21 protein-coding genes and 1 pseudogene are annotated in these 20,934 nt (G+C 55.3%); 13 read left to right on the forward strand and 9 right to left on the reverse strand.

Annotation, left to right across the window (positions count from 1 at the left end; translation table 11 throughout):
* Positions 1-1,165, reverse strand: a pseudogene (icd, locus tag H2Z33_RS22040) (NADP-dependent isocitrate dehydrogenase); the annotation flags it as partial.
* Positions 1,166-1,282: 117 nt separating this feature from the next.
* Between icd and rluE the strand changes: the two are divergent.
* The 5 genes from rluE to purB are packed head-to-tail and all read left to right on the forward strand — an operon-like array spanning position 1,283 to position 5,618.
* The gene (rluE, locus tag H2Z33_RS22045) at positions 1,283-1,945 is read left to right on the forward strand and encodes a 23S rRNA pseudouridine(2457) synthase RluE (protein WP_017693618.1); all 663 of its coding nucleotides are present in this window, start codon (positions 1,283-1,285) and stop codon (positions 1,943-1,945) included.
* Complete coding sequence (locus H2Z33_RS22050; protein ID WP_015570797.1) at positions 1,945-2,418, forward strand: NUDIX hydrolase; 474 nt, start codon at positions 1,945-1,947, stop codon at positions 2,416-2,418. Before rluE ends, H2Z33_RS22050 begins: the two co-directional genes overlap by 1 nt.
* Positions 2,419-2,458: 40 nt before the next feature.
* The gene (gene mnmA / locus H2Z33_RS22055; protein WP_032103856.1) at positions 2,459-3,571 is read left to right on the forward strand and encodes a tRNA 2-thiouridine(34) synthase MnmA; all 1,113 of its coding nucleotides are present in this window, start codon (positions 2,459-2,461) and stop codon (positions 3,569-3,571) included.
* A 27-nt stretch (positions 3,572-3,598) separates the two neighbouring features.
* The gene (gene hflD, locus H2Z33_RS22060; protein WP_006809213.1) at positions 3,599-4,228 is read left to right on the forward strand and encodes a high frequency lysogenization protein HflD; all 630 of its coding nucleotides are present in this window, start codon (positions 3,599-3,601) and stop codon (positions 4,226-4,228) included.
* 19 nt (positions 4,229-4,247) lie between these two features.
* Entirely contained in the window at positions 4,248-5,618 is a 1,371-nt protein-coding gene (gene purB / locus H2Z33_RS22065) for an adenylosuccinate lyase (protein ID WP_017693620.1), read from the forward strand.
* An 86-nt stretch (positions 5,619-5,704) separates the two neighbouring features.
* On the opposite strand, the gene H2Z33_RS22070 is transcribed toward purB, so the two are convergent.
* Positions 5,705-6,169 (reverse strand): hypothetical protein, encoded by a 465-nt coding sequence (locus H2Z33_RS22070; protein ID WP_169805005.1) that lies wholly within the window; start codon positions 6,167-6,169, stop codon positions 5,705-5,707.
* A gap of 45 nt (positions 6,170-6,214) precedes the next feature.
* Between H2Z33_RS22070 and H2Z33_RS22075 the strand changes: the two genes are divergently transcribed.
* From H2Z33_RS22075 to H2Z33_RS22090, 4 genes are all read left to right on the forward strand, one after another.
* Complete coding sequence (locus tag H2Z33_RS22075; protein ID WP_045338859.1) at positions 6,215-6,523, forward strand: hypothetical protein; 309 nt, start codon at positions 6,215-6,217, stop codon at positions 6,521-6,523.
* 48 nt (positions 6,524-6,571) lie between these two features.
* Entirely contained in the window at positions 6,572-7,243 is a 672-nt protein-coding gene (gene phoP / locus H2Z33_RS22080; RefSeq protein ID WP_026094318.1) for a two-component system response regulator PhoP, read from the forward strand.
* Positions 7,244-8,707 carry a two-component system sensor histidine kinase PhoQ gene (phoQ, locus tag H2Z33_RS22085; RefSeq protein ID WP_045141472.1) on the forward strand — a complete coding sequence of 488 codons (1,464 nt, stop codon included), beginning with the start codon at positions 7,244-7,246 and terminating at the stop codon, positions 8,705-8,707.
* 91 nt (positions 8,708-8,798) lie between these two features.
* Positions 8,799-9,920, forward strand: coding sequence for a cupin domain-containing protein (locus tag H2Z33_RS22090; RefSeq protein WP_017384706.1), 1,122 nt, complete (start codon positions 8,799-8,801; stop codon positions 9,918-9,920).
* 88 nt (positions 9,921-10,008) lie between these two features.
* Here the strand turns inward: H2Z33_RS22090 and H2Z33_RS22095 are convergent, their stop codons facing one another.
* Together H2Z33_RS22095 and pepT are read right to left on the reverse strand one after the other, a co-directional pair.
* On the reverse strand, positions 10,009-10,500 hold the full coding sequence (locus H2Z33_RS22095) for an REP-associated tyrosine transposase (RefSeq protein ID WP_017384707.1): 492 nt from the start codon (positions 10,498-10,500) through the stop codon (positions 10,009-10,011).
* A 97-nt stretch (positions 10,501-10,597) separates the two neighbouring features.
* A complete protein-coding gene (gene pepT / locus H2Z33_RS22100; protein ID WP_006809220.1) occupies positions 10,598-11,821 on the reverse strand; it encodes a peptidase T in 1,224 nt (407 codons plus the stop codon).
* Positions 11,822-12,058: 237 nt separating this feature from the next.
* Here pepT and potA point away from each other — a divergent pair, with 237 nt between their 5' ends.
* The 4 genes from potA to potD are packed head-to-tail and all read left to right on the forward strand — an operon-like array spanning position 12,059 to position 15,867.
* A complete protein-coding gene (potA, locus tag H2Z33_RS22105; protein ID WP_165505914.1) occupies positions 12,059-13,207 on the forward strand; it encodes a spermidine/putrescine ABC transporter ATP-binding protein PotA in 1,149 nt (382 codons plus the stop codon).
* Positions 13,191-14,048 (forward strand): spermidine/putrescine ABC transporter permease PotB, encoded by an 858-nt coding sequence (gene potB, locus H2Z33_RS22110; RefSeq protein WP_017693625.1) that lies wholly within the window; start codon positions 13,191-13,193, stop codon positions 14,046-14,048. Before potA ends, potB begins: the two co-directional genes overlap by 17 nt.
* Positions 14,045-14,836: a spermidine/putrescine ABC transporter permease PotC gene (potC, locus tag H2Z33_RS22115; RefSeq protein WP_015570805.1), complete on the forward strand. Its 792-nt coding sequence runs from the start codon at positions 14,045-14,047 to the stop codon at positions 14,834-14,836. Before potB ends, potC begins: the two co-directional genes overlap by 4 nt.
* Positions 14,833-15,867: a spermidine/putrescine ABC transporter substrate-binding protein PotD gene (gene potD, locus H2Z33_RS22120; protein ID WP_015570806.1), complete on the forward strand. Its 1,035-nt coding sequence runs from the start codon at positions 14,833-14,835 to the stop codon at positions 15,865-15,867. Before potC ends, potD begins: the two co-directional genes overlap by 4 nt.
* A 34-nt stretch (positions 15,868-15,901) precedes the next feature.
* Here potD and cobB read toward each other — a convergent pair whose 3' ends face one another.
* From cobB to lolC, 5 genes are read right to left on the reverse strand one after another with little or no spacing between them, the layout of a single operon-like run.
* Complete coding sequence (gene cobB, locus H2Z33_RS22125; RefSeq protein WP_006809226.1) at positions 15,902-16,723, reverse strand: Sir2 family NAD+-dependent deacetylase; 822 nt, start codon at positions 16,721-16,723, stop codon at positions 15,902-15,904.
* A 14-nt stretch (positions 16,724-16,737) separates the two neighbouring features.
* Entirely contained in the window at positions 16,738-17,649 is a 912-nt protein-coding gene (nagK, locus tag H2Z33_RS22130) for an N-acetylglucosamine kinase (RefSeq protein ID WP_063135243.1), read from the reverse strand.
* Positions 17,650-17,703: 54 nt separating this feature from the next.
* Positions 17,704-18,948 (reverse strand): lipoprotein-releasing ABC transporter permease subunit LolE, encoded by a 1,245-nt coding sequence (gene lolE / locus H2Z33_RS22135; protein ID WP_032619921.1) that lies wholly within the window; start codon positions 18,946-18,948, stop codon positions 17,704-17,706.
* Positions 18,948-19,649 (reverse strand): lipoprotein-releasing ABC transporter ATP-binding protein LolD, encoded by a 702-nt coding sequence (gene lolD / locus H2Z33_RS22140; RefSeq protein ID WP_015570809.1) that lies wholly within the window; start codon positions 19,647-19,649, stop codon positions 18,948-18,950. Before lolD ends, lolE begins: the two co-directional genes overlap by 1 nt.
* Positions 19,642-20,841 carry a lipoprotein-releasing ABC transporter permease subunit LolC gene (lolC, locus tag H2Z33_RS22145; protein ID WP_017384712.1) on the reverse strand — a complete coding sequence of 400 codons (1,200 nt, stop codon included), beginning with the start codon at positions 20,839-20,841 and terminating at the stop codon, positions 19,642-19,644. The genes lolD and lolC overlap by 8 nt, the downstream gene beginning before the upstream one ends.
* Between the last annotated feature and the right edge of the window lie 93 nt (positions 20,842-20,934).

Here is a 20,934-nt window from a genome sequence, read left to right on the forward strand (position 1 = left end):
CGGTTTTCGCGTTAATCGCGCCTTCCATACCCTTAACGATCAGGTCTGCGGCTTCGAACCATTCCATATGACGCAGCATCATCTCTGCGGATAGAATGATAGAGCCTGGGTTGACTTTGTCCTGGCCTGCGTATTTAGGTGCAGTACCGTGAGTTGCTTCGAACAGGGCGCACTCGTCACCGATGTTCGCGCCCGGGGCGATACCGATACCACCCACCTGTGCGGCCAGCGCATCGGAGATGTAGTCACCATTCAGGTTCATACAGGCGATCACGTCATACTCAGCAGGTCGCAGCAGGATCTGTTGCAGGAACGCATCGGCAATCACATCTTTAATGATGATCTCTTTACCGGTGTTCGGGTTCTTAATTTTCTGCCATGGGCCGCCGTCGATCAGTTCACCGCCGAACTCTTCGGTCGCCAGCTGGTAGCCCCAGTCTTTGAACGCGCCTTCGGTGAACTTCATGATGTTGCCTTTGTGAACCAGGGTCACAGAGTCACGATCGTTGGTGATAGCGTATTCGATGGCGGCACGCACCAGACGCTTGGTCCCTTCTTCGGAGCATGGCTTGATGCCGATGCCGCAATGCTCAGGGAAGCGAATTTTCTTCACGCCCATCTCTTCGCGCAGGAATTTAATCACTTTTTCTGCATCAGCAGAGTCCGCTTTCCATTCGATACCGGCGTAGATGTCTTCTGAGTTTTCACGGAAGATAACCATGTCGGTCAGTTCCGGGTGCTTAACCGGGCTTGGGGTGCCCTGGTAGTAACGCACCGGACGCAGACACACATATAGATCCAGTTCCTGACGCAGCGCCACGTTCAGGGAGCGAATGCCGCCGCCAACTGGCGTGGTCAGAGGGCCTTTGATAGCAACGCGATAGTCGCGGATCAGGTCCAGCGTTTCGGCTGGCAGCCAGACGTCCTGGCCATAAACTTGAGTCGATTTTTCACCGGTGTAAATTTCCATCCAGGAAATTTTACGCTCGCCTTTGTAGGCTTTCTCAACAGCGGCATCAACCACTTTCAGCATTGCCGGGGTAACGTCTACGCCGATACCGTCGCCTTCAATGAACGGGATAATCGGGTTGTGAGGAACGTTAATCTTGCCGTTTTGCAGGGTGATCTTTTTACCTTCCGCCGGAACAACTACTTTGCTTTCCATTAACCTCTCCTTCGAGCGCTTCTGGTTGTTACTGATCTTATGTTAATAAATTGTAATGAGCCTTCCGATAGTACCTGATTGTCCGACGCCATGAAAGGTCTTCGTTATTAGGCTATAATGCGGCAATTGATAACGCCTGAAAATACCATGACGAAAACTTCTTTTAGAAAACACCGGGTTGAGCGATTCAGCTCACGACAAGCCACCAGAAGAACGCCAGAACCCCAGCCAACGCGGGTCATACTGTTCAATAAACCCTACGATGTATTGCCGCAGTTTACCGACGAGGCCGGGCGCAGCACGCTGAAGGACTTTATTCCCGTTCAGGGAGTGTACGCGGCGGGACGTCTGGATCGTGACAGCGAAGGGTTGCTGGTGCTCACCAATGACGGCGTGCTCCAGGCCAGGCTCACTCAGCCGGGCAAGCGTACCGGGAAAATTTACTTTGTGCAGGTTGAAGGCGAGCCGGACGACGCGTCGCTGGCAAAACTGCGTAACGGCGTAACGCTGAACGACGGTCCCACCCTGCCGGCTGGTATTGAGCGCGTGAATGAACCCGAGTGGCTATGGCCGCGCAACCCGCCGATTCGTGAGCGGAAATCCATTCCCACCAGCTGGCTTAAAATCACCCTTTATGAAGGCCGCAACCGACAGGTCAGGCGCATGACTGCGCATGTGGGCTTCCCTACCCTGCGACTCATTCGCTATGCCATGGGCAGCTACACGCTGGACTCGCTGGCAAACGGGGAATGGCGGGATGTTACCCCTAAGGAGAACTGATGTTTAAACCTCATGTTACGGTCGCCTGCGTGGTCCATGCGCAGGGGAAATTCCTGGTGGTGGAAGAAACCATCAACGGCAAAGCGCTGTGGAACCAGCCTGCCGGGCATCTTGAAGCCAATGAAACCTTACGCCAGGCGGCAGCCCGTGAGCTGTGGGAGGAGACGGGTATCCGCGCCGAACCGCAGCATTTTATCCGTATGCATCAGTGGATAGCGCCTGACCAGACGCCTTTCCTGCGCTTCTTATTCGCCGTTGAACTTAACGAAACGTGCGCCACTGAACCGCACGACGACGATATCGATCGCTGCCTGTGGGTGACTGCCGAGGAGATCCTGAACGCGCCAAACCTGCGTTCGCCGCTGGTGGCGGAAAGCATCCGCTGCTGGCAGTCTGCGGCGCGCCTGCCGCTGGATATCATTGCAGAGTTTAACTGGCCGTTTACAGAGGGTGTCAATGGTGGGGGGGCGTGATAGAATACGCCGCCTTGAAGTTCAATGTCGTGAGTATTCCATGTCAGATAACAGCCAGAAAAAAGTAATCGTCGGCATGTCCGGCGGTGTCGATTCCTCCGTTTCCGCCTACCTGTTGCAGCAACAGGGCTATAAGGTGGAGGGCCTGTTCATGAAGAACTGGGAGGAAGACGATGGCGAGGAATACTGCACTGCCGCTGCGGATCTCGCCGATGCGCAGGCCGTGTGCGATAAGCTCGGCATCGAACTGCACACCGTTAACTTTGCCGCAGAATACTGGGACAACGTTTTTGAACTCTTCCTCGAAGAGTACAAAGCGGGCCGCACGCCAAACCCGGATATCCTGTGCAACAAAGAGATCAAATTCAAAGCCTTCCTCGAATTCGCCGCGGAAGACCTGGGCGCAGACTACATTGCGACCGGCCACTACGTGCGTCGCGCGGATGTGAATGGCAAAAGCCAGCTGCTGCGCGGCCTGGACGGCAACAAAGATCAGAGCTACTTCCTCTATACGCTGAGCCACGAACAGATTGCCCAGAGCCTGTTCCCGGTCGGCGAGCTGGAAAAGCCGGAAGTGCGTAAGATTGCTGAAGATCTGGATCTGATTACCGCGAAGAAAAAAGACTCCACCGGTATTTGTTTTATCGGCGAGCGTAAATTCCGCGAGTTCCTGGGGCGCTACCTGCCTGCACAGCCGGGCAAAATCGTCACCGTTGACGGCGATGAGATTGGTCAGCACCAGGGGCTGATGTACCACACTCTCGGCCAGCGTAAAGGTCTGGGAATCGGCGGCACCAAAGAGGGCAGCGAAGATCCGTGGTACGTGGTCGACAAAGACGTCGAAAACAATATTCTGGTTGTGGCTCAGGGTCACGACCACCCGCGCCTGATGTCCGTTGGACTGATCGCGCAACAGCTGCACTGGGTCGATCGCGAGCCGCTGAAAGGCACGCTACGCTGCACAGTGAAAACGCGCTACCGCCAGACGGACATCCCTTGCACCGTAACCGCACTGGATGACGATCGCATTGACGTGCGTTTCGACGAGCCGGTTTCCGCCGTTACCCCTGGCCAGTCTGCTGTTTTCTACAGCGGCGAAATTTGCCTCGGCGGTGGGATCATTGAACAGCGCCTGCCGCTGCCTGCTGTTTAAACCGTTTGCACACATAAAGGAGACCGTGTGGCGAAGAACTATTATGACATCACCCTGGCGCTGGCGGGAATTTGCCAGTCAGCCCGTCTGGTGCAACAGCTGGCGCATCAGGGTCATTGCGACGCTGATGCCCTGCACGTTTCACTCAACAGCGTTATCGATCTTAACCCAGGCTCCACGCTGGGCGTCTTTGGCGGCAGTGAAACCAATCTTCGTCTCGGTCTTGAAACTCTGCTCGGCGTGCTCAACGCCAGCAACCGTCAGGGGTTGAACGCGGAACTGACCCGCTACACCTTAAGCCTGATGGTGCTGGAACGTAAGCTTAATGCGGCAAAAGGCGCAATGAATACCCTGGGCGACCGCATCGCCGGGCTACAGCGCCAGCTCGACCACTTTGACCTCCAGTCTGAAACCCTGCTCAGCGCGATGGCCGGTATCTACGTTGACGTGATTAGCCCGCTAGGCCCGCGTATTCAGGTCACCGGTTCGCCTGCCGTATTGCAAAGCCCACAGGTACAGGCGAAGGTACGCGCTTCGCTGCTGGCAGGCATCCGTGCCGCCGTGCTGTGGCAACAGGTCGGCGGTGGCCGCCTACAGTTAATGTTTTCTCGTCATCGCCTGACGACTCAGGCAAAACAAATTCTTGCTCATTGTTAACCTCCCGGAGTTGCGAATTATGGAATTATCCTCACTGACCGCCGTATCCCCTGTCGATGGACGCTACGGCGATAAAGTCAGCGCGCTGCGCGGGATCTTCAGCGAATATGGCCTGCTGAAGTTCCGTGTTCAGGTTGAAGTACGCTGGCTGCAAAAGCTGGCCGCCCAGACAGCAATCAAGGAAGTTCCTGCTTTTGACGCAAAGGCAAACGATTACCTTGATAAAATCGTTGCTGAGTTCAGCGAAGAAGATGCCGCGCGCATTAAAACCATCGAACGCACCACCAACCACGACGTGAAAGCGGTTGAATACTTCCTGAAAGAGAAAGTGGCAAGCGTCCCTGCCCTGCACGCGGTATCTGAATTTATTCACTTCGCCTGTACGTCTGAAGATATTAACAACCTGTCTCACGCGCTGATGCTCTCTACCGCGCGGAAAGAGGTAGTACTCCCTTACTGGCGTAAAATCATTGATGCGGTGAAAGCGCTGTCCGTGGAATACCGCGACATTCCGCTGCTGTCCCGTACTCACGGCCAGCCAGCAACCCCATCCACCATGGGTAAAGAGATGGCGAACGTGGCGTACCGCATGGAACGCCAGTATCGTCAGCTGGAGCAGGTTGAGATCCTCGGCAAAATCAACGGCGCGGTGGGTAACTACAACGCCCACATCGCCGCGTACCCGGAAGTGGACTGGCACCAGTTCAGCGAAGAGTTTGTGACCTCTCTGGGGATCCAGTGGAACCCGTACACCACCCAGATTGAGCCGCACGACTACATCGCCGAGCTGTTTGACTGCATTGCGCGCTTCAACACCATCCTGATCGACTTCGATCGTGACGTATGGGGTTACATCGCCCTGAACCACTTCAAGCAGAAGACCATCGCCGGGGAAATCGGTTCGTCCACCATGCCGCACAAAGTGAACCCAATCGACTTCGAAAACTCCGAAGGTAACCTGGGTCTGGCGAATGCCGTGTTGCAGCATATGGCGAGCAAGCTGCCGGTATCCCGCTGGCAGCGCGACCTGACTGACTCCACGGTGCTGCGTAACCTGGGCGTAGGTATTGGCTACGCGCTGATCGCCTACCAGTCCACCCTGAAAGGTGTGAGCAAACTGGAAGTTAACCGCGACCGTCTGCTGGACGAGCTGGATCACAACTGGGAAGTGCTGGCGGAGCCGATTCAGACCGTGATGCGTCGTTACGGCATCGAAAAACCGTACGAGAAACTCAAAGAGCTGACCCGCGGTAAACGCGTTGATGCTGAAGGTATGAAACAGTTTATCGACGGTCTGGCGCTGCCAGAAGAAGAAAAAGCGCGCCTGAAAGAGATGACCCCGGCAAACTATATTGGCCGTGCCATCGCTATGGTTGACGAGCTGAAGTAATCGCCCTTCCCCCTTTCCACCCGGAAAGGGGGCTGCTTTTCATCATCGAGCCGACATTTCACGTCACATTATCTGTTTTGCCGGGATTAGAGCCTGCCGTCAGGCTGATTGTTATTTTTTGCCGTGGAATAACTTTCCGGAATATACCGTTTTAAGCCGAACGGGCACAGTTTGAACTGGCACGGGGTTTCAGCCGTGCACGGGCGATCCATCTCCTGTCGGTTGCCTGGACACGCGTTTTTCTGTTTGAACCCCATCCAGCCTATTGATGTAAAGGGCATTGCCTGCGCTATCCATACTCTACGCCGCCGATCGTTAATCAGGATCCCCTGGTTTGAAGTGGTGATGATTTCACCTGTACGAACGTAATAATCTCCCTTTAACCACAGGATATAATTCAGGCCATACTGTGTTTCAACTTTGCAAAAGATGGTTCCGCTTTCCGGGCTCGCAATAGTCTCAACAACCTTCCATTCCATAAAGTCCTCTTTACTCGCTATATTGCTGTTTTGTTGTGTAAAAATGCTGCTTTTCTGGCACATCTTATGCAAATCTAATTTCGCACCATAAAATAAGCGTAGACAAAGCCAGGCATAGTGAGAACATCCTTACAAAAAAAAGGGCAATATTTACAAAACTGGCGTGCCCGTGCTGTCCAAAAAGCGACTCGCCTTCAACAGTTCATAAACGGATGGCTGTTTTATCGGGATTGCGAAAGCTTGCGAAAACAAGTCAGTTTATATTACCCGCGCCTGCTGGGGGCGCATGAGGCTTACGTGAGTTGGGTGGGTGATATGAACCAGGCTCAGGTCAACATACTTAATAATCAGGTGCCTGGCGTCATCCCCCCTGTGTTCGGGAGCATGAAAAAATCATTTAATTTCATTGCGCTGGTGTCAACCTGAATAATCAGCGTTAAACTATTCATACCATTTATAAAGGGAGAAGTGATGATGCGCGTACTGGTTGTTGAGGATAACGCATTGCTACGTCATCACCTGAAAGTTCAACTTCAGGAGATGGGTCATCAGGTGGATGATGCTGAAGACGCAAAAGAGGCCGATTATTATCTCAATGAACACCTGCCGGACATCGCCATTGTCGATTTAGGGCTGCCGGATGAAGACGGATTGTCCCTTATCCGCCGCTGGCGTAGCCATGACGTTTCCCTGCCGGTGCTGGTGCTGACTGCCCGCGAAGGCTGGCAGGACAAGGTTGAAGTCCTGAGCGCTGGCGCGGATGACTACGTGACCAAACCCTTCCATATTGAAGAAGTCGCTGCGCGTATGCAGGCGCTGCTGCGCCGCAACAGCGGGCTGGCGTCACAGGTTATCTCTCTGCCGCCGTTCCAGGTGGACCTCTCTCGCCGCGAATTTTCTATTAATGATGAAGTGATCAAGCTGACCGCATTCGAATACACCATCATGGAAACGCTGATCCGTAACAACGGTAAAGTGGTGAGCAAAGATTCCCTGATGCTTCAGCTCTATCCGGATGCCGAGCTGCGCGAAAGCCACACCATTGACGTACTGATGGGTCGCCTGCGTAAAAAAATTCAGGCGCAGTACCCGCATGACGTGATCACCACCGTGCGTGGTCAGGGCTACCTGTTCGAATTACGCTAAATGAAAGGGATATTGCGCCACATTTTACCCCTTTCGCTGCGGGTTCGCTTTTTGCTGGCAACCGCCGCCGTCGTGCTGGTGCTGTCGCTCTCTTACGGGATGGTGGCGTTGGTCGGTTATAGCGTGAGCTTCGATAAAACCACCTTCCGCCTGCTTCGCGGCGAAAGTAACCTGTTTTATACCCTGGCGAAGTGGGAGAACAACCGAATCACCGTCGAGATGCCGGAAAACCTGAATCAGCAGAGCCCGACGCTGGCGCTGATCTATGATGAAAAAGGGAAATTGCTGTGGGCCCAGCGCGATGTCCCGTGGTTGAAAAAGCGCATCCGTCCGGAATGGCTGAAAACCAACGGTTTTCATGAAATAGAAGCCGACCTCAACTCCACCAGCAGCCTGCTGCGTGACGATCGCGCCTTACAGATCAAGCTTAATGAGATCCGGGCCGAAGATGACGACACGGAGATGACCCACTCTGTGGCCATCAACCTTTACCCCGCCACCCTGAACATGCCGCAGTTAACCATTGTGGTGATCGATACCATACCGGTTGAGCTGAAACGCTCGTATATGGTCTGGAACTGGTTTGTGTATGTTCTGGCTGCCAACCTGCTGCTGGTGATCCCTCTCCTGTGGGTTGCTGCGTGGTGGAGCCTCCGCCCGATTGAATCCCTTGCCAAAGAGGTGCGCGAGCTGGAGGAACATCACCGCGAGAAGCTAAACCCGGAGACCACGCGTGAGCTGACCAGCCTGGTGCGCAACCTCAACCGCCTGCTGAAAAGCGAACGTGAACGCTACGACAAGTATCGCACGACGCTCACCGACCTTACGCACAGCCTGAAAACCCCGCTGGCCGTGATGCAGAGTACCCTGCGTTCCATGCGCAGTTCGAAAATGAGCATGGATGACGCCGAGCCGGTGATGCTGGAACAAATCAGCCGTATTTCACAGCAGATCGGCTATTACCTGCACCGCGCGAGCATGCGTTCCGGAAGCGCCCTGTTGAGCCGTGAACTGCACCCGGTAGCCCCGCTGCTGGATAACCTCACCTCTGCGCTGAACAAGGTGTACCAGCGTAAAGGGGTCAACATCAGTCTGGATATCTCACCGGAAATTAGCTTTGTCGGTGAGAAAAATGACTTTATGGAAGTGATGGGAAACCTGCTCGATAACGCCTGCAAATATTGTCTGGAGTTTGTCGAGGTGTCCGCGCGGGTAACGGATAACGAACTGCATATTATCGTTGAGGATGATGGTCCTGGCATTCCCCGTAATAAACGCGAAGTGGTGTTCGATCGCGGCCAGCGCGCCGATACGCTGCGGCCAGGCCAGGGCGTCGGATTATCCGTCGCCAGGGAAATCGTCGATCAGTACGAGGGCAAGATTGAAACCGGTGAAAGTTTGCTGGGCGGTGCCCGTATGGAAGTCATTTTTGGCCGCCAGCATCCCGTATCGAACGATAGTTGACCCGAAATGTGAAAAATACGCGGATCTCGCAGTCAGGGGGCGGTGCTTCCGTTATAATCCGTCTCAGTAAGAGCCTGCGGAATACAAAAATATGGATTATCAATTAACGCTTAACTGGCCCGAATTTATTGAACGTTACTGGCAAAAACGCCCGGTCGTTCTTAAACGCGGGATCAGCAATTTTATCGACCCTATTTCTCCTGACGAACTCGCTGGTCTGGCGATGGAAAACGAGGTAGACAGCCGTCTGGTGAGCCACCAGGACGGGAAATGGCAGGTCAGCCACGGTCCCTTTGAAAGCTACGATCACCTGGGCGAAAACAACTGGTCTTTACTGGTGCAGGCGGTCAACAACTGGCACGAACCCACCGCAGCCTTAATGCGTCCCTTCCGCGCCCTGCCAGACTGGCGAATGGACGATCTGATGATCTCCTTCTCCGTTCCCGGTGGCGGCGTGGGTCCGCATCTGGATCAGTACGACGTGTTTATCATTCAGGGTACCGGTCGCCGTCGCTGGCGCGTGGGCGAAAAAGTGCCAATGAAGCAGCACTGCCCGCACCCGGATCTGCTTCAGGTTGATCCGTTTGAAGGGATCATTGATGAAGAGCTGGAACCAGGCGACATTCTTTATATCCCACCGGGCTTCCCGCATGAAGGTTATTCCCTGGAGAACTCGCTGAACTATTCGGTTGGTTTCCGCGCGCCAAGCGGGCGCGAGATGATCAGCGGATTTGCTGACTATGTTTTACAGCGTGAGCTGGGCAGCTACCGTTACAGCGATCCGGACGTTCCGGCGCGTGAACACCCGGCGGATATTCTGCCAGAGGAGCTGGATAAGCTGCGCGGGATGATGCTGGATCTGATCAACGAACCGGAGCACTTCAGACAGTGGTTTGGCGAGTTTATCAGCCAGTCGCGTCACGAACTGGACGTCGCACCGCCAGAGCCGCCGTATCAGGCAGATGAAATTTATGATGCGCTCCAGCAGGGCGATAAGCTGGTTCGTCTGGGCGGATTACGCGTACTGCGCATTGGCGAAGAGGTATTCGTCAACGGCGAGCGCCTGGACTCTCCGCATCGCCCGGCGCTGGAAGCGATTGCCAGCCATATGGTGCTGACTGCGGATACCTTTGGCGACGCACTGGACGATCCCTCCTTCCTCGCCATGCTGGCCGCGCTGGTGAACAGCGGGTACTGGTTTTTTGAGGACTGAGCCGCTTTAATGCCCGGTGACGCTGCGCTTACCGGGCCTACGATCGAAATGTAGGCCGGGTAAGGCGTAGCCGCCACCCGGCTTTGTTTTACTTCCGCTCCCCCGCCGCAAAATCCTCAATCTCACCCGCCCAGTCTGCCGGATATAACCCTTCCCGCACGTCCCGATGAAACGTTGAATATGGCCAGTCGACGACTTTCCCGACATAGCCATGCTTCAGCGGATTGATGTAGACGTAATCCATATGCCGCCGATAATCCTGCTCATTGCGAATAGTGTGCTCCCAGAAACGCGGTTGCCAGACGTGGCGCATTTCAATGTTGCGGCTAAACGTTTTTTTGATGTCGCGCCAGCGCGCTGAAAAGTCACTGTCTCCTTCCGGCAGGGTCCAGATACAGTGCATATGTTCAGGCAGGATAACCCAGGCGTTAATGGTAAAGGGCTTCGCACGCTTAACCGTGGCGGTAGCGGAACGCAGGCTGTCGATGTGGCGAGTAAGTAAATCGCTCTGGCGGTTTTGCAGATTGACGGTGAAAAACCAGGTCCCACCGGGGATGTAGTGGCGGCGGTAGTTTGACATTGGCACTCCTTGCCCATTGCCCGGTGGCGCTGCGCTTACCGGGCCTACGATCGAAATGTAGGCCGGGTAAGGCGTAGCCGCCACCCGGCATAAAACATTACCGCTTCGCGGTTAACTCCGCTATCCGCACGATCACCTGCACCGCTTTCTCCATCCCTTCCAGCGTCACGAATTCATGCTTGCCGTGGTAGTTATATCCACCGGTAAACAGGTTCGGGCACGGCAGGCCCATAAACGACAGCTGTGAACCATCGGTACCGCCACGGATCGGTTTCATCACCGGCTCGATGTCACAATCGCGCATCGCCTGCTGGGCGATATCAAGAATATGCGGATGCTCCATCACCTTATCGCGCATATTGTAATAGCTGTCTTCGATGATGAGTTCAATATAGCAATCCGGATGTAGCCCCTTGCCGACCTTTTTCGCGATCTCCATCATCTTACGTTTGCGTGCTTCAAAGGCTTTGCGGTCGAAATCGCGGACAATATAGTGCATCTGCGCGCTGTCCACGGTCCCCTTGATGCTGGTCAGATGATAAAAACCCTCATACCCTTCCGTCATCTCCGGGCTCTCTTCGGCGGGCACTTCCGCATGAATACGCGCAGCCAGCGACAGCGCATTCACCATCACCCCTTTCGCAGACCCCGGGTGCACGTTATTCCCGACGATTTTGATCGTCACCGATGCCGCGTTAAAGTTTTCATACTCCAGTTCACCCACGCCGCCACCGTCGACGGTGTAGGCCCACTGCGCGTTAAACGCCTCAACGTCAAAGTGTTTTGCGCCTTTTCCAACCTCTTCATCCGGCGTGAAGGCCACGCGGATATCGCCATGTGGGATATTTTTGCCCTTCAGCACCGCCAGCGCCGTCATGATCTCGGCGATGCCCGCTTTGTCATCGGCCCCCAGCAAGGTTTTGCCGTCAGTGGTGATTAACGTCTGCCCCAGCAGCTGATGCAGTACCGGGAACATCACCGGCGACAGCACTTCGTCGCCAATGCCCAGCGCAATATCACCGCCGCGATAGTTTTCAACAATCTGCGGGTTTACGTGTTTACCGCTAAAATCAGGTGAGGTATCGACATGAGAAATAAAGCCAATTGCCGGGATATCGCCGTCAATATTCGCCGGCAGCGTTCCCATCACGGTCCCTTTTTCGCTGAGCGTGACATCAACCAGCCCCATGGCCTCCAGCTGCTCTTTCAGCAGATTTAGCAGCTTCCACTGGCCTTCGGTGCTTGGCACCTGTCGGACCCCCGGCTTAGATTGGGTATCCAGCGAAACGTAATGTAAGAAACGCTCAAGTAGTTTATCCATGCAGTCACCCTCACTTTTTGTGACAACATTATCATTAAGCAGCAAAACGCAAATATTGCGTCAGGTCACTTTTATCCCGCAAACGAGAACTTTTTACGTTTATATCGTTGTGCGTTAATAAATGTAGCTTATGAATAAGTGAGAAGGATTGGCGATTCAATAGGTTTGCCGTAGAATGTCCGCCCTCATTACGAGTCACCAAGGTGGTTACACACAAACCCCGCTTCAGTCTGCTGCCTGAGGCGTCTATATGGGACAGCGCGAAAATTGAATACACAACCCCGTTCCCTTTCACCGCTGGTGCAACTGGAACGAATTCGTAAAAGTTTCGATGGCAAAGATGTCATTTCCGACCTTAATCTGACCATCAATGACGGTGAGTTTCTCACGCTGCTCGGCCCCTCCGGCTGCGGCAAAACCACCGTCCTGCGCCTTATCGCCGGGCTGGAAAGCGTCGATAACGGCCATATCCATCTTGAGAACCAGGACATAACCCAGGTTCCAGCCGAAGATCGCCACGTCAATACCGTCTTTCAGAGCTATGCCCTGTTCCCGCACATGACCGTGTTTGAGAACGTGGCGTTTGGCCTGCGGATGCAAAAAACACCGGCCAGCGAGATCCCACCTCGGGTTACCGAAGCCCTGCGCATGGTACAGCTGGAGGCGTTCGCCCAGCGCAAGCCGCATCAACTTTCCGGTGGTCAGCAGCAGCGTGTGGCCATTGCCCGCGCCGTGGTCAACAAACCTCGCCTGCTCCTGCTGGATGAATCCCTCTCCGCGCTGGACTACAAGCTGCGCAAGCAGATGCAGAACGAGCTGAAAGCGCTTCAGCGTAAGCTCGGCATCACGTTCGTGTTTGTCACGCACGATCAGGAAGAAGCCCTGACCATGTCAGACCGTATCGTGGTGATGCGCGACGGCAAGATTGAGCAGGATGGCACCCCGCGTGAAATTTACGAAGAGCCGAAAAACCTGTTCGTCGCCAGCTTTATTGGCGAAATCAATATCTTTAACGCCACGGTGATCGAGCATCTGGACGAGCAGCGCGTTCGCGCGAACGTGGAAGGCCGCGAATGCAATATTACCGTCAACTTTGCCGTCGAGAAGGGGCAAAAGCTCAACGTCCTGCTGCGTCCGGAAGATCTCCGCGTTGATGAGATCCACGACACTGCTGACGTCGAAGGTCTGATCGGTTACGTTCGCGAACGCAACTACAAAGGGATGACCCTCGAATCCGTTGTGGAACTGGAAAACGGCAAAATGGTGATGGTCAGCGAGTTCTTTAACGAGGACGATCCGGACTTCGACCACTCGCTGGATCAGAAAATGGTCATCAACTGGGTAGAAAGCTGGGAGGTTGTACTGGCTGATGAAGAACACAAGTAAGTTCCAGAATGTGGTGATTGCCACGATCGTCGGTTGGCTTGTGTTGTTTGTCTTTCTACCCAACCTGATGATCATCGTAACCAGCTTCCTGACCCGCGACGACGCGAACTTCGTCGCGATGGTCTTTACGCTGGACAACTACGCGCGCCTGCTCGATCCGCTCTATTTTGACGTGCTGCTGCACTCGCTCAATATGGCGCTGATTGCTACCCTCGCCTGTCTGGTGCTGGGGTATCCATTCGCCTGGTTCCTGGCCCGCCTGCCGCAAAAAGTACGGCCGCTGCTGCTGTTTTTACTGATTGTACCCTTCTGGACCAACTCGTTAATCCGCATCTACGGGCTGAAAATCTTCCTCAGCACCAAAGGTTATCTGAACGAGTTTCTGCTGTGGCTGGGGGTGATCGAGACGCCGATCCGCATCATGTTCACCCCGGGCGCGGTGATTGTCGGCCTGGTCTATATCCTGCTGCCGTTTATGGTGATGCCGCTCTACTCCAGCATTGAAAAGCTCGATAAACCGCTGCTGGAAGCGGCGAAAGACCTGGGCGCCAGTAAGTTACAAACCTTTGTCCGCATCATTATTCCGCTGACCATGCCGGGTATTATCGCCGGCTGTCTGCTGGTCATGCTGCCTGCGATGGGCCTGTTCTACGTATCGGACCTGATGGGCGGGGCGAAAAACCTGCTGATCGGTAACGTGATTAAGAGCCAGTTCCTGAATATCCGCGACTGGCCGTTCGGCTCGGCCACCAGCATAACGCTGACGGTGGTGATGGGGCTGATGCTGCTGGTTTACTGGCGTGCATCACGCCTGCTGAATAAGAAGGTGGAGCTGGAATGATCGGTCGACTGCTTCGCGGCGGTTTTATGACCGCCATTTATGCGTATCTCTATATTCCGATAATCATTTTGATCGTGAACTCCTTTAACAGCTCACGCTTCGGGATCAACTGGCAAGGGTTTACCACCAAATGGTATGGCCTGCTGATGAACAATGACAGCCTGCTACAGGCCGCTCAGCACTCGCTGACGATGGCGGTATTCTCTGCCACCTTCGCGACGCTGATTGGCTCGCTGACCGCCGTGGCGCTGTACCGCTACCGTTTTCGCGGTAAGCCGTTCGTCAGTGGCATGCTGTTTGTGGTGATGATGTCCCCGGATATCGTGATGGCCATTTCACTGCTGGTGCTGTTTATGCTGCTGGGCGTCCAACTCGGTTTCTGGTCGCTGCTGTTCTCGCATATCACCTTCTGTCTGCCGTTTGTGGTGGTAACCGTCTACGCGCGTCTGAAAGGGTTCGACGTACGCATGCTGGAAGCGGCGAAAGATCTGGGTGCGAGCGAGATGACCATTCTGCGCAAAATCATTCTGCCGCTGGCGATGCCCGCCGTGGCAGCAGGATGGCTGCTCAGCTTTACCCTGTCGATGGACGACGTGGTCGTGTCCTCCTTCGTCACCGGGCCGAGCTATGAAATTCTGCCGTTGAAGATCTACTCAATGGTTAAAGTCGGTGTTTCACCCGAAGTGAACGCGCTGGCGACTATTCTGTTGGTGTTATCGCTGGTTCTGGTAATTGCCAGCCAGGTTATTGCTCGTGATAAAACAAAATCTCAGGGGACACAGAAATGAAAAAAATGCTTGCCGCTGCGGCACTGGTGCTCGGAATGGGCGCCGCGCATGCTGATGACAGCAAAACGCTCTATTTCTACAACTGGACCGAGTATGTGCCGCCGGGCCTGCTGGAGCAGTTCACCAAAGAGACGGGCATCAAGGTGATCTATTCGACCTACGAGTCGAATGAAACCATGTACGCCAAGCTCAAAACCTATAAAGATGGCGCGTATGACCTGGTGGTGCCGTCGACCTATTTCGTCGACAAGATGCGCAAAGAAGGCATGATCCAGAAGATCGACAAAACGAAGCTAACCAATTTTTCAAACCTCGATCCTGAGATGCTAAACAAGCCGTTCGACCCGAACAACGACTACTCCATTCCGTACATCTGGGGCGCGACGGCAATTGGCGTCAACAGCGATGCCATTGATCCAAAAACGGTTTCATCCTGGGCTGACCTGTGGAAGCCGGAATACAAAAGCAGCCTGCTGTTAACCGACGATGCGCGCGAAGTGTTCCAGGTTGCGCTGCGTAAACTCGGCTATTCCGGTAACACCACCGATCCGAAAGAGATCGAAGCGGCGTATAACGAACTGAAAAAGCTGATGCCAAACGTGGCGGCGTTCAACTCGGATAACCCGGCTAACCCGTATATGGAAGGTGAAGTGAATCTGGGTATGGTCTGGAACGGCTCTGCGTTTGTGGCGCGTCAGGCCGGGACGCCGCTGGAGGTGGTCTGGCCGAAGGAGGGCGGCATCTTCTGGATGGACAGCCTCGCGATCCCGGCGAATGCGAAAAACGTCGAGGGCGCCCTGAAGCTGATCAATTTCCTGCTGCGCCCGGATGTGGCAAAAGAGGTGGCGGAAACCATCGGCTACCCGACGCCAAACCTGGCCGCGCGGAAGCTGTTAAGCCCTGAAGTGGCAAATGATAAATCGCTTTATCCGGACGCTGAAACCATCAGCAAAGGGGAATGGCAGAACGACGTCGGTGACGCGAGCCGCCTGTATGAAGAGTATTATCAGAAGCTAAAAGCAGGCCGTTAATGCACAACGGGCGACGCAATGTCGCCCGTTACTCTTACAGCCCCTTCAGGAGTTTATCCACAAAGGCTGGCACCACCTCGCTCGCCAGACCGTAATGTTTCTCTTCAAACTCGCTCCCGACCTGGCTTGGCTCCAGATTAAGCTCCACCGTATGGGCACCTTGCAGTCGCGCTTCGTGAACAAATCCTGCCGCCGGATAGACATGTCCTGAGGTACCAATGGCGATAAAGACGTCCGCCATAGCCAGGGCGCTGTAGATCTCATCCATTCCCAGCGGCATTTCGCCAAACCAGACCACATGCGGACGCAGACGCGAAGGGAACTGACAGCAGTGGCAGCGGTCTTCGTCCAGCACGTCCTCTTTCCAGTCCAGCACCTGACCACTCCATGCGCACCGCACCTTGAGCAGTTCGCCGTGCATGTGAATGATGTTGTGGTTTCCGGCCCTTTCGTGAAGATTGTCGATGTTCTGCGTGACCAGCAGAAAACGATCCCCCAGCGCTTCCTCCAGCTTTGCCAGCGCCAGGTGCGCCGCATTCGGCGCAATCTCCGGCTGCTGAAGCTGGCGACGGCGGGCGTTGTAGAACGCCTGTACCAGCGCCGGGTCGCGGGCGAAACCTTCCGGCGTCGCCACATCTTCAACTCGGTGTTCTTCCCACAGTCCGTCCGCCGCGCGGAAGGTCTGAATACCGGATTCGGCGGAGATCCCCGCCCCGGTCAACACCACCACTCTGGGTTTATCCATCGCTTCTGGCATCATCCTGTCTCTGAAAAAGATCCGCTGACGCAGGCGTTCACGTAAGCGGCGTTTATTTTTGCGAAAACGGCTGAGTCGACCCTGGCGACGCGACAGCATAATAACCTCGTAAACTAATCGGTGAGATGAAGGAATGCGGCTCCGCGCATGCCTCCTGCGTCCCCGTGTCGCGCACGCTCAATGCGCGGCACGCGGGCGACCGGCAATAAATGTCGGGGCAGACGCCCGGACAACTGTTCTGTAATCGCAGTGAAATTTGACAGCCCTCCCCCGATCACCAGCAGATCCGGGTCGACGATGGTCAGGATATTCCCCAGGCACACGGCCAGCAGGTCGAGATAGCGTTCAACGTGCTCTCGCGCCTGCGCATCCCCTTGTTCCCACAGGGTAATGATTTGGGGGGCGTCATGTTTCTGATGATAGAAGTGTTCATAAAGCCATGCAAACCCACGGCCTGAAAGGTAGCTCTCAATACAGCCGTGCTGACCACAACCGCAGCGGATAAACGGGAAATCACGTCCGACAACATCCAGCGCATCCACCGGCAGACGGATATGACCAAATTCGCCGGTAATGTAGCTGCGCCCGGTAATGGGCTTACCGTTAATGATTATCCCGCCCCCCACGCCGGTTCCGAGAATCAACCCCATCACCAGCGGATAGCGACGAAACTCGTCGTCCCAGGCCTCTGAGAGAGCAAAACAGTTGGCATCGTTGTCTAAGCGCACGTCGCGCTCAAGGAGAGCAGAAAGATCGGCACGCAGCGGTTTGCCGCTGGCGGCAGGAACGTTGGCGGCATACAGCGTGCCATCGTCGGTTTCGGGCATACCCGGAATACCAATGCCGACGCTGTCTTTGACGCCAAAGCGTTCATCCGCTTGCGCCACCAGCGCGGCAATGGCGGTTAAAAATTCATCGTAGCTTTCGCGCGGCGTGGGTACGCGGGTTTCCCATTGTAGCTTAAGGTCTTTATCGAACACGCCGAGCGCAATCTTGGTGCCGCCAATATCAAATCCGTAATACATGATGCATTCCTCTGTTTGATTCAGCGGCCAAAAGACCGCTAAACCATGACGAAATTACTGGCCACTTAATACCCTCGCCGGATCAATTCGGCTTGCGCGACGCGCCGGATACCAGCTTGCCAGCAGACTCAGTAAAAGTGCTGTAACCAGCACATAAATAACGTCCAGCCAGTGCAGTTCAGACGGCAGGAAGTCAATAAAATAGATATCGCCTGACAGGAACTGATGGCCAATAAGCGCTTCAATCCCGTTGATAATCGGCGTCAGCTGAAGGGAAACCACCACGCCGATCGCCACGCCGCAGAGGCTGCCAAACAGCCCCGCCAGCAAACCGTACCAGACGAAGATGGCGCGAATAAGACCGTCTTTCGCCCCTAAGGTACGCAGCACGGCGATGTCGCCGCTCTTATCCTTAACGGCCATGACCAGCGTCGAGACGATATTAAAACACGCCACCCCAATCACCAGCACCATCGCCAGATACATAATCGCGCGGATCATCTGGATATCACGGTACATATACCCGTAAGTGCCGATCCAGCTTTTGATGTAGACATAGTTATTGGTCACGCTGCCAGCGTCACGCACCAGTTTATTGGCGTTGAAGACGTCGTTAACCTTAATGGCAATGCCCGTCACGCTGTCGCTCATATCCAGATACTGGCGCGCATCTTCCAGCGGCACCATCGCGAAGCTGTGATCGAGCTGGCCGCTCAGCTGCAAAATACCGGTGACGTGCAGACGTACGCGCTTAGGCTGCTGCAATTTGTGATCAGCGCTGGCGTTCGGGATCATGATCGAGACCCAGTCGCCCTGCTTCACCTTCAGCGCATCGGCAACGCCTTTGCCCATGATGATCTGCTGCTCGCCAGCCTTAAAGTTTGCCCATGCGCCATTTTGCACATAGCGCGGCAGCGCACTCAGACGCTCTTCCTGACGAGGATTTACCCCTTTCACCTGAATGGCGCGCAGGTTTACCCCGCTCTCTACCAGCCCGGTAAAGTTGATGTAAGGTGCAGCCGCCGCAATGCCGGGCACCTTTTCCACTTTGTTAAGGGCATCACGCCAGTTGGACCACGGCTGGTTAGCCGGCTCGATTTCACCGTGGGGGACAACGGCCAGAATGCGGTTATTCAGTTCACGCTCAAAGCCGTTCATGGCGCTTAAGCCCACGATCAACACCGCCACGCCCAGGGCGATACCGATGGTGGAGATCACGGAGATAAGGGATACCATCCCGCTCCGGCGACGACCGCGGCTAAAGCGTAACCCGATGAGTAACGATAACGGTGAAGCCATTACTCCGCTCCCATCAGCGTCAGTTCAGCATTCAGACGACCGTCGCGCATTTCCAGCTGACGCCCCATCCGCTTAGCCAGTTGTAAATCGTGGGTGACCACCAGAAACGCGGTTCCCTGCGCGGCGTTCAGTTCGCCGAGAAGCTGGAAAATGCTGTCTGCGTTACGCGCATCGAGGTTACCTGTCGGTTCATCCGCCAGCACCAGGCGCGGGTTGTTGACCAGCGCACGGGCGATGGCCACACGCTGACGCTCACCGCCGGAAAGCTCAGACGGACGGTGATTTCCGCGATGACCCAGCCCTACCGCTTTTAGCATGTCGCTGGCGCGGGCATTAATTTCCGCGGGTTTCTTTTTACCAATCAGCAGCGGCATTGCGACGTTTTCCAGCGCCGTAAAGTCCGGCAGCAGATGGTGGAACTGATAGATAAAGCCCAGCTCGCGGTTACGCAGCTCGGCTTTCGCCGTAGACGACATTTTACTCAGCGGCTGCCCGGAGAAGATCACATCGCCTTCGGTTGGCGTGTCCAGCCCGCCAAGCAGATGCAGCAACGTACTTTTACCGGAACCGGAGCTGCCGACAATCGCCATCATCTCGCCTTCGCCCACGCTAAAACTCACATTGTGCAACACGTCGGTCTGCACAGTGCCTTCCTGATAGCGTTTGGACAGGTTGTCGCACTGCAACAGGATCTTATTCATAACGTAAAGCCTCAGCGGGTTGAGTGGCGGCAGCCCGCCAGGAAGGATAAAGCGTAGAAAGCAGCGCAATGGCCATCGCGGCCAGCGCAATACCGACCACCTGGAGCGGCTCGATTGCCACCGGCAGCGCCGCGCCATCAAGCAGCGCGCCGATAATCGGCATGAGATTGTTGAGCTGGCTGGCGAGCAGCGCCCCCAGCGCCGCGCCGAGCAGCGCGCCGATGATGCCGGCGCTGGCGCCCTGGACCATAAATACCGCCATGATCTGGCGCGGAGTCAGCCCCTGAGTTTGCAGAATGGCGACTTCGCCTTGCTTCTCCATCACCATCAGCCCGAGCGAGGTGATGATATTAAACGCGGCAACGGCCACGATCAGGCTCAGCAGCAGCCCCATCATGTTTTTCTCCATGCGCACGGCCTGGAACAGTTCGCCCTTCCGGTCGCGCCAGTCCTGCCATTTCGTCCCTTCCGGTAGCGTCTGCTGGCTAAGGGTATCCACCTTCAGTGGCGCATCAAGCCACAGACGCCAGCCGGTGATATTTCCCGCCGGGTAGCGCATCAGACGCGAGGCGTCCTGAATGTTAACCAGCATCTGGTAACCATCGACTTCGCTGTTCGCCGCAAACGTGCCAATCACGTTGAACAGGCGCTGGCTTGGCAGACGCCCCATCGGCGTAAACTGACTGGCTGACGGCACCATCACACGCAGCTGATCGCCACGGTTGACCCCGAGCTGCCCGGCAAGCTGCTCGCCGAGGATGACGTTGTATTTACCCGCTTCCAGGTCGGTTTGTTTCACATTGACCAGGAACGGCGTCAGCGGATCTTTTTGCGCCGGATCGATACCCAGCATCACCCCGACCGCCACGCTACGGGCGCTTTGCAGCACCACATCGCCCGTCGTGAGCGGCGCAACGCGCGTGACACCCTGTAACTTCACCGCGCTTTCCGGCAGCTGTTGCGGATTAACGGAACCCTGAGTGGAAGAGAGAACGGCCTGCGGCATCAGCCCCAGGATATTGTTTTGCAGCTCGCGCTCGAAGCCGTTCATGACGGAAAGCACCGTCACCAGTGCCATCACGCCAAGCGTAATGCCAATAGTCGAAAGCCAGGAGACAAAGCGACCGAAGCGGTCCGCGGCGCGCCCACGCATGTAACGTAAGCCTATAAAGAGTGCGACAGGTTGATACATGAAATCCGTCTGTTTGCTGATAGCAGACCCACGAGTATATAAGCGAATCCGCTAAGCGTAAATGACTGAAACCGTAAGATTCGGTAATCATTT

The organism is Enterobacter sp. YSU, from assembly GCF_016082135.1.
In the GTDB taxonomy this organism is placed as follows: domain Bacteria; phylum Pseudomonadota; class Gammaproteobacteria; order Enterobacterales; family Enterobacteriaceae; genus Enterobacter; species Enterobacter hormaechei_C.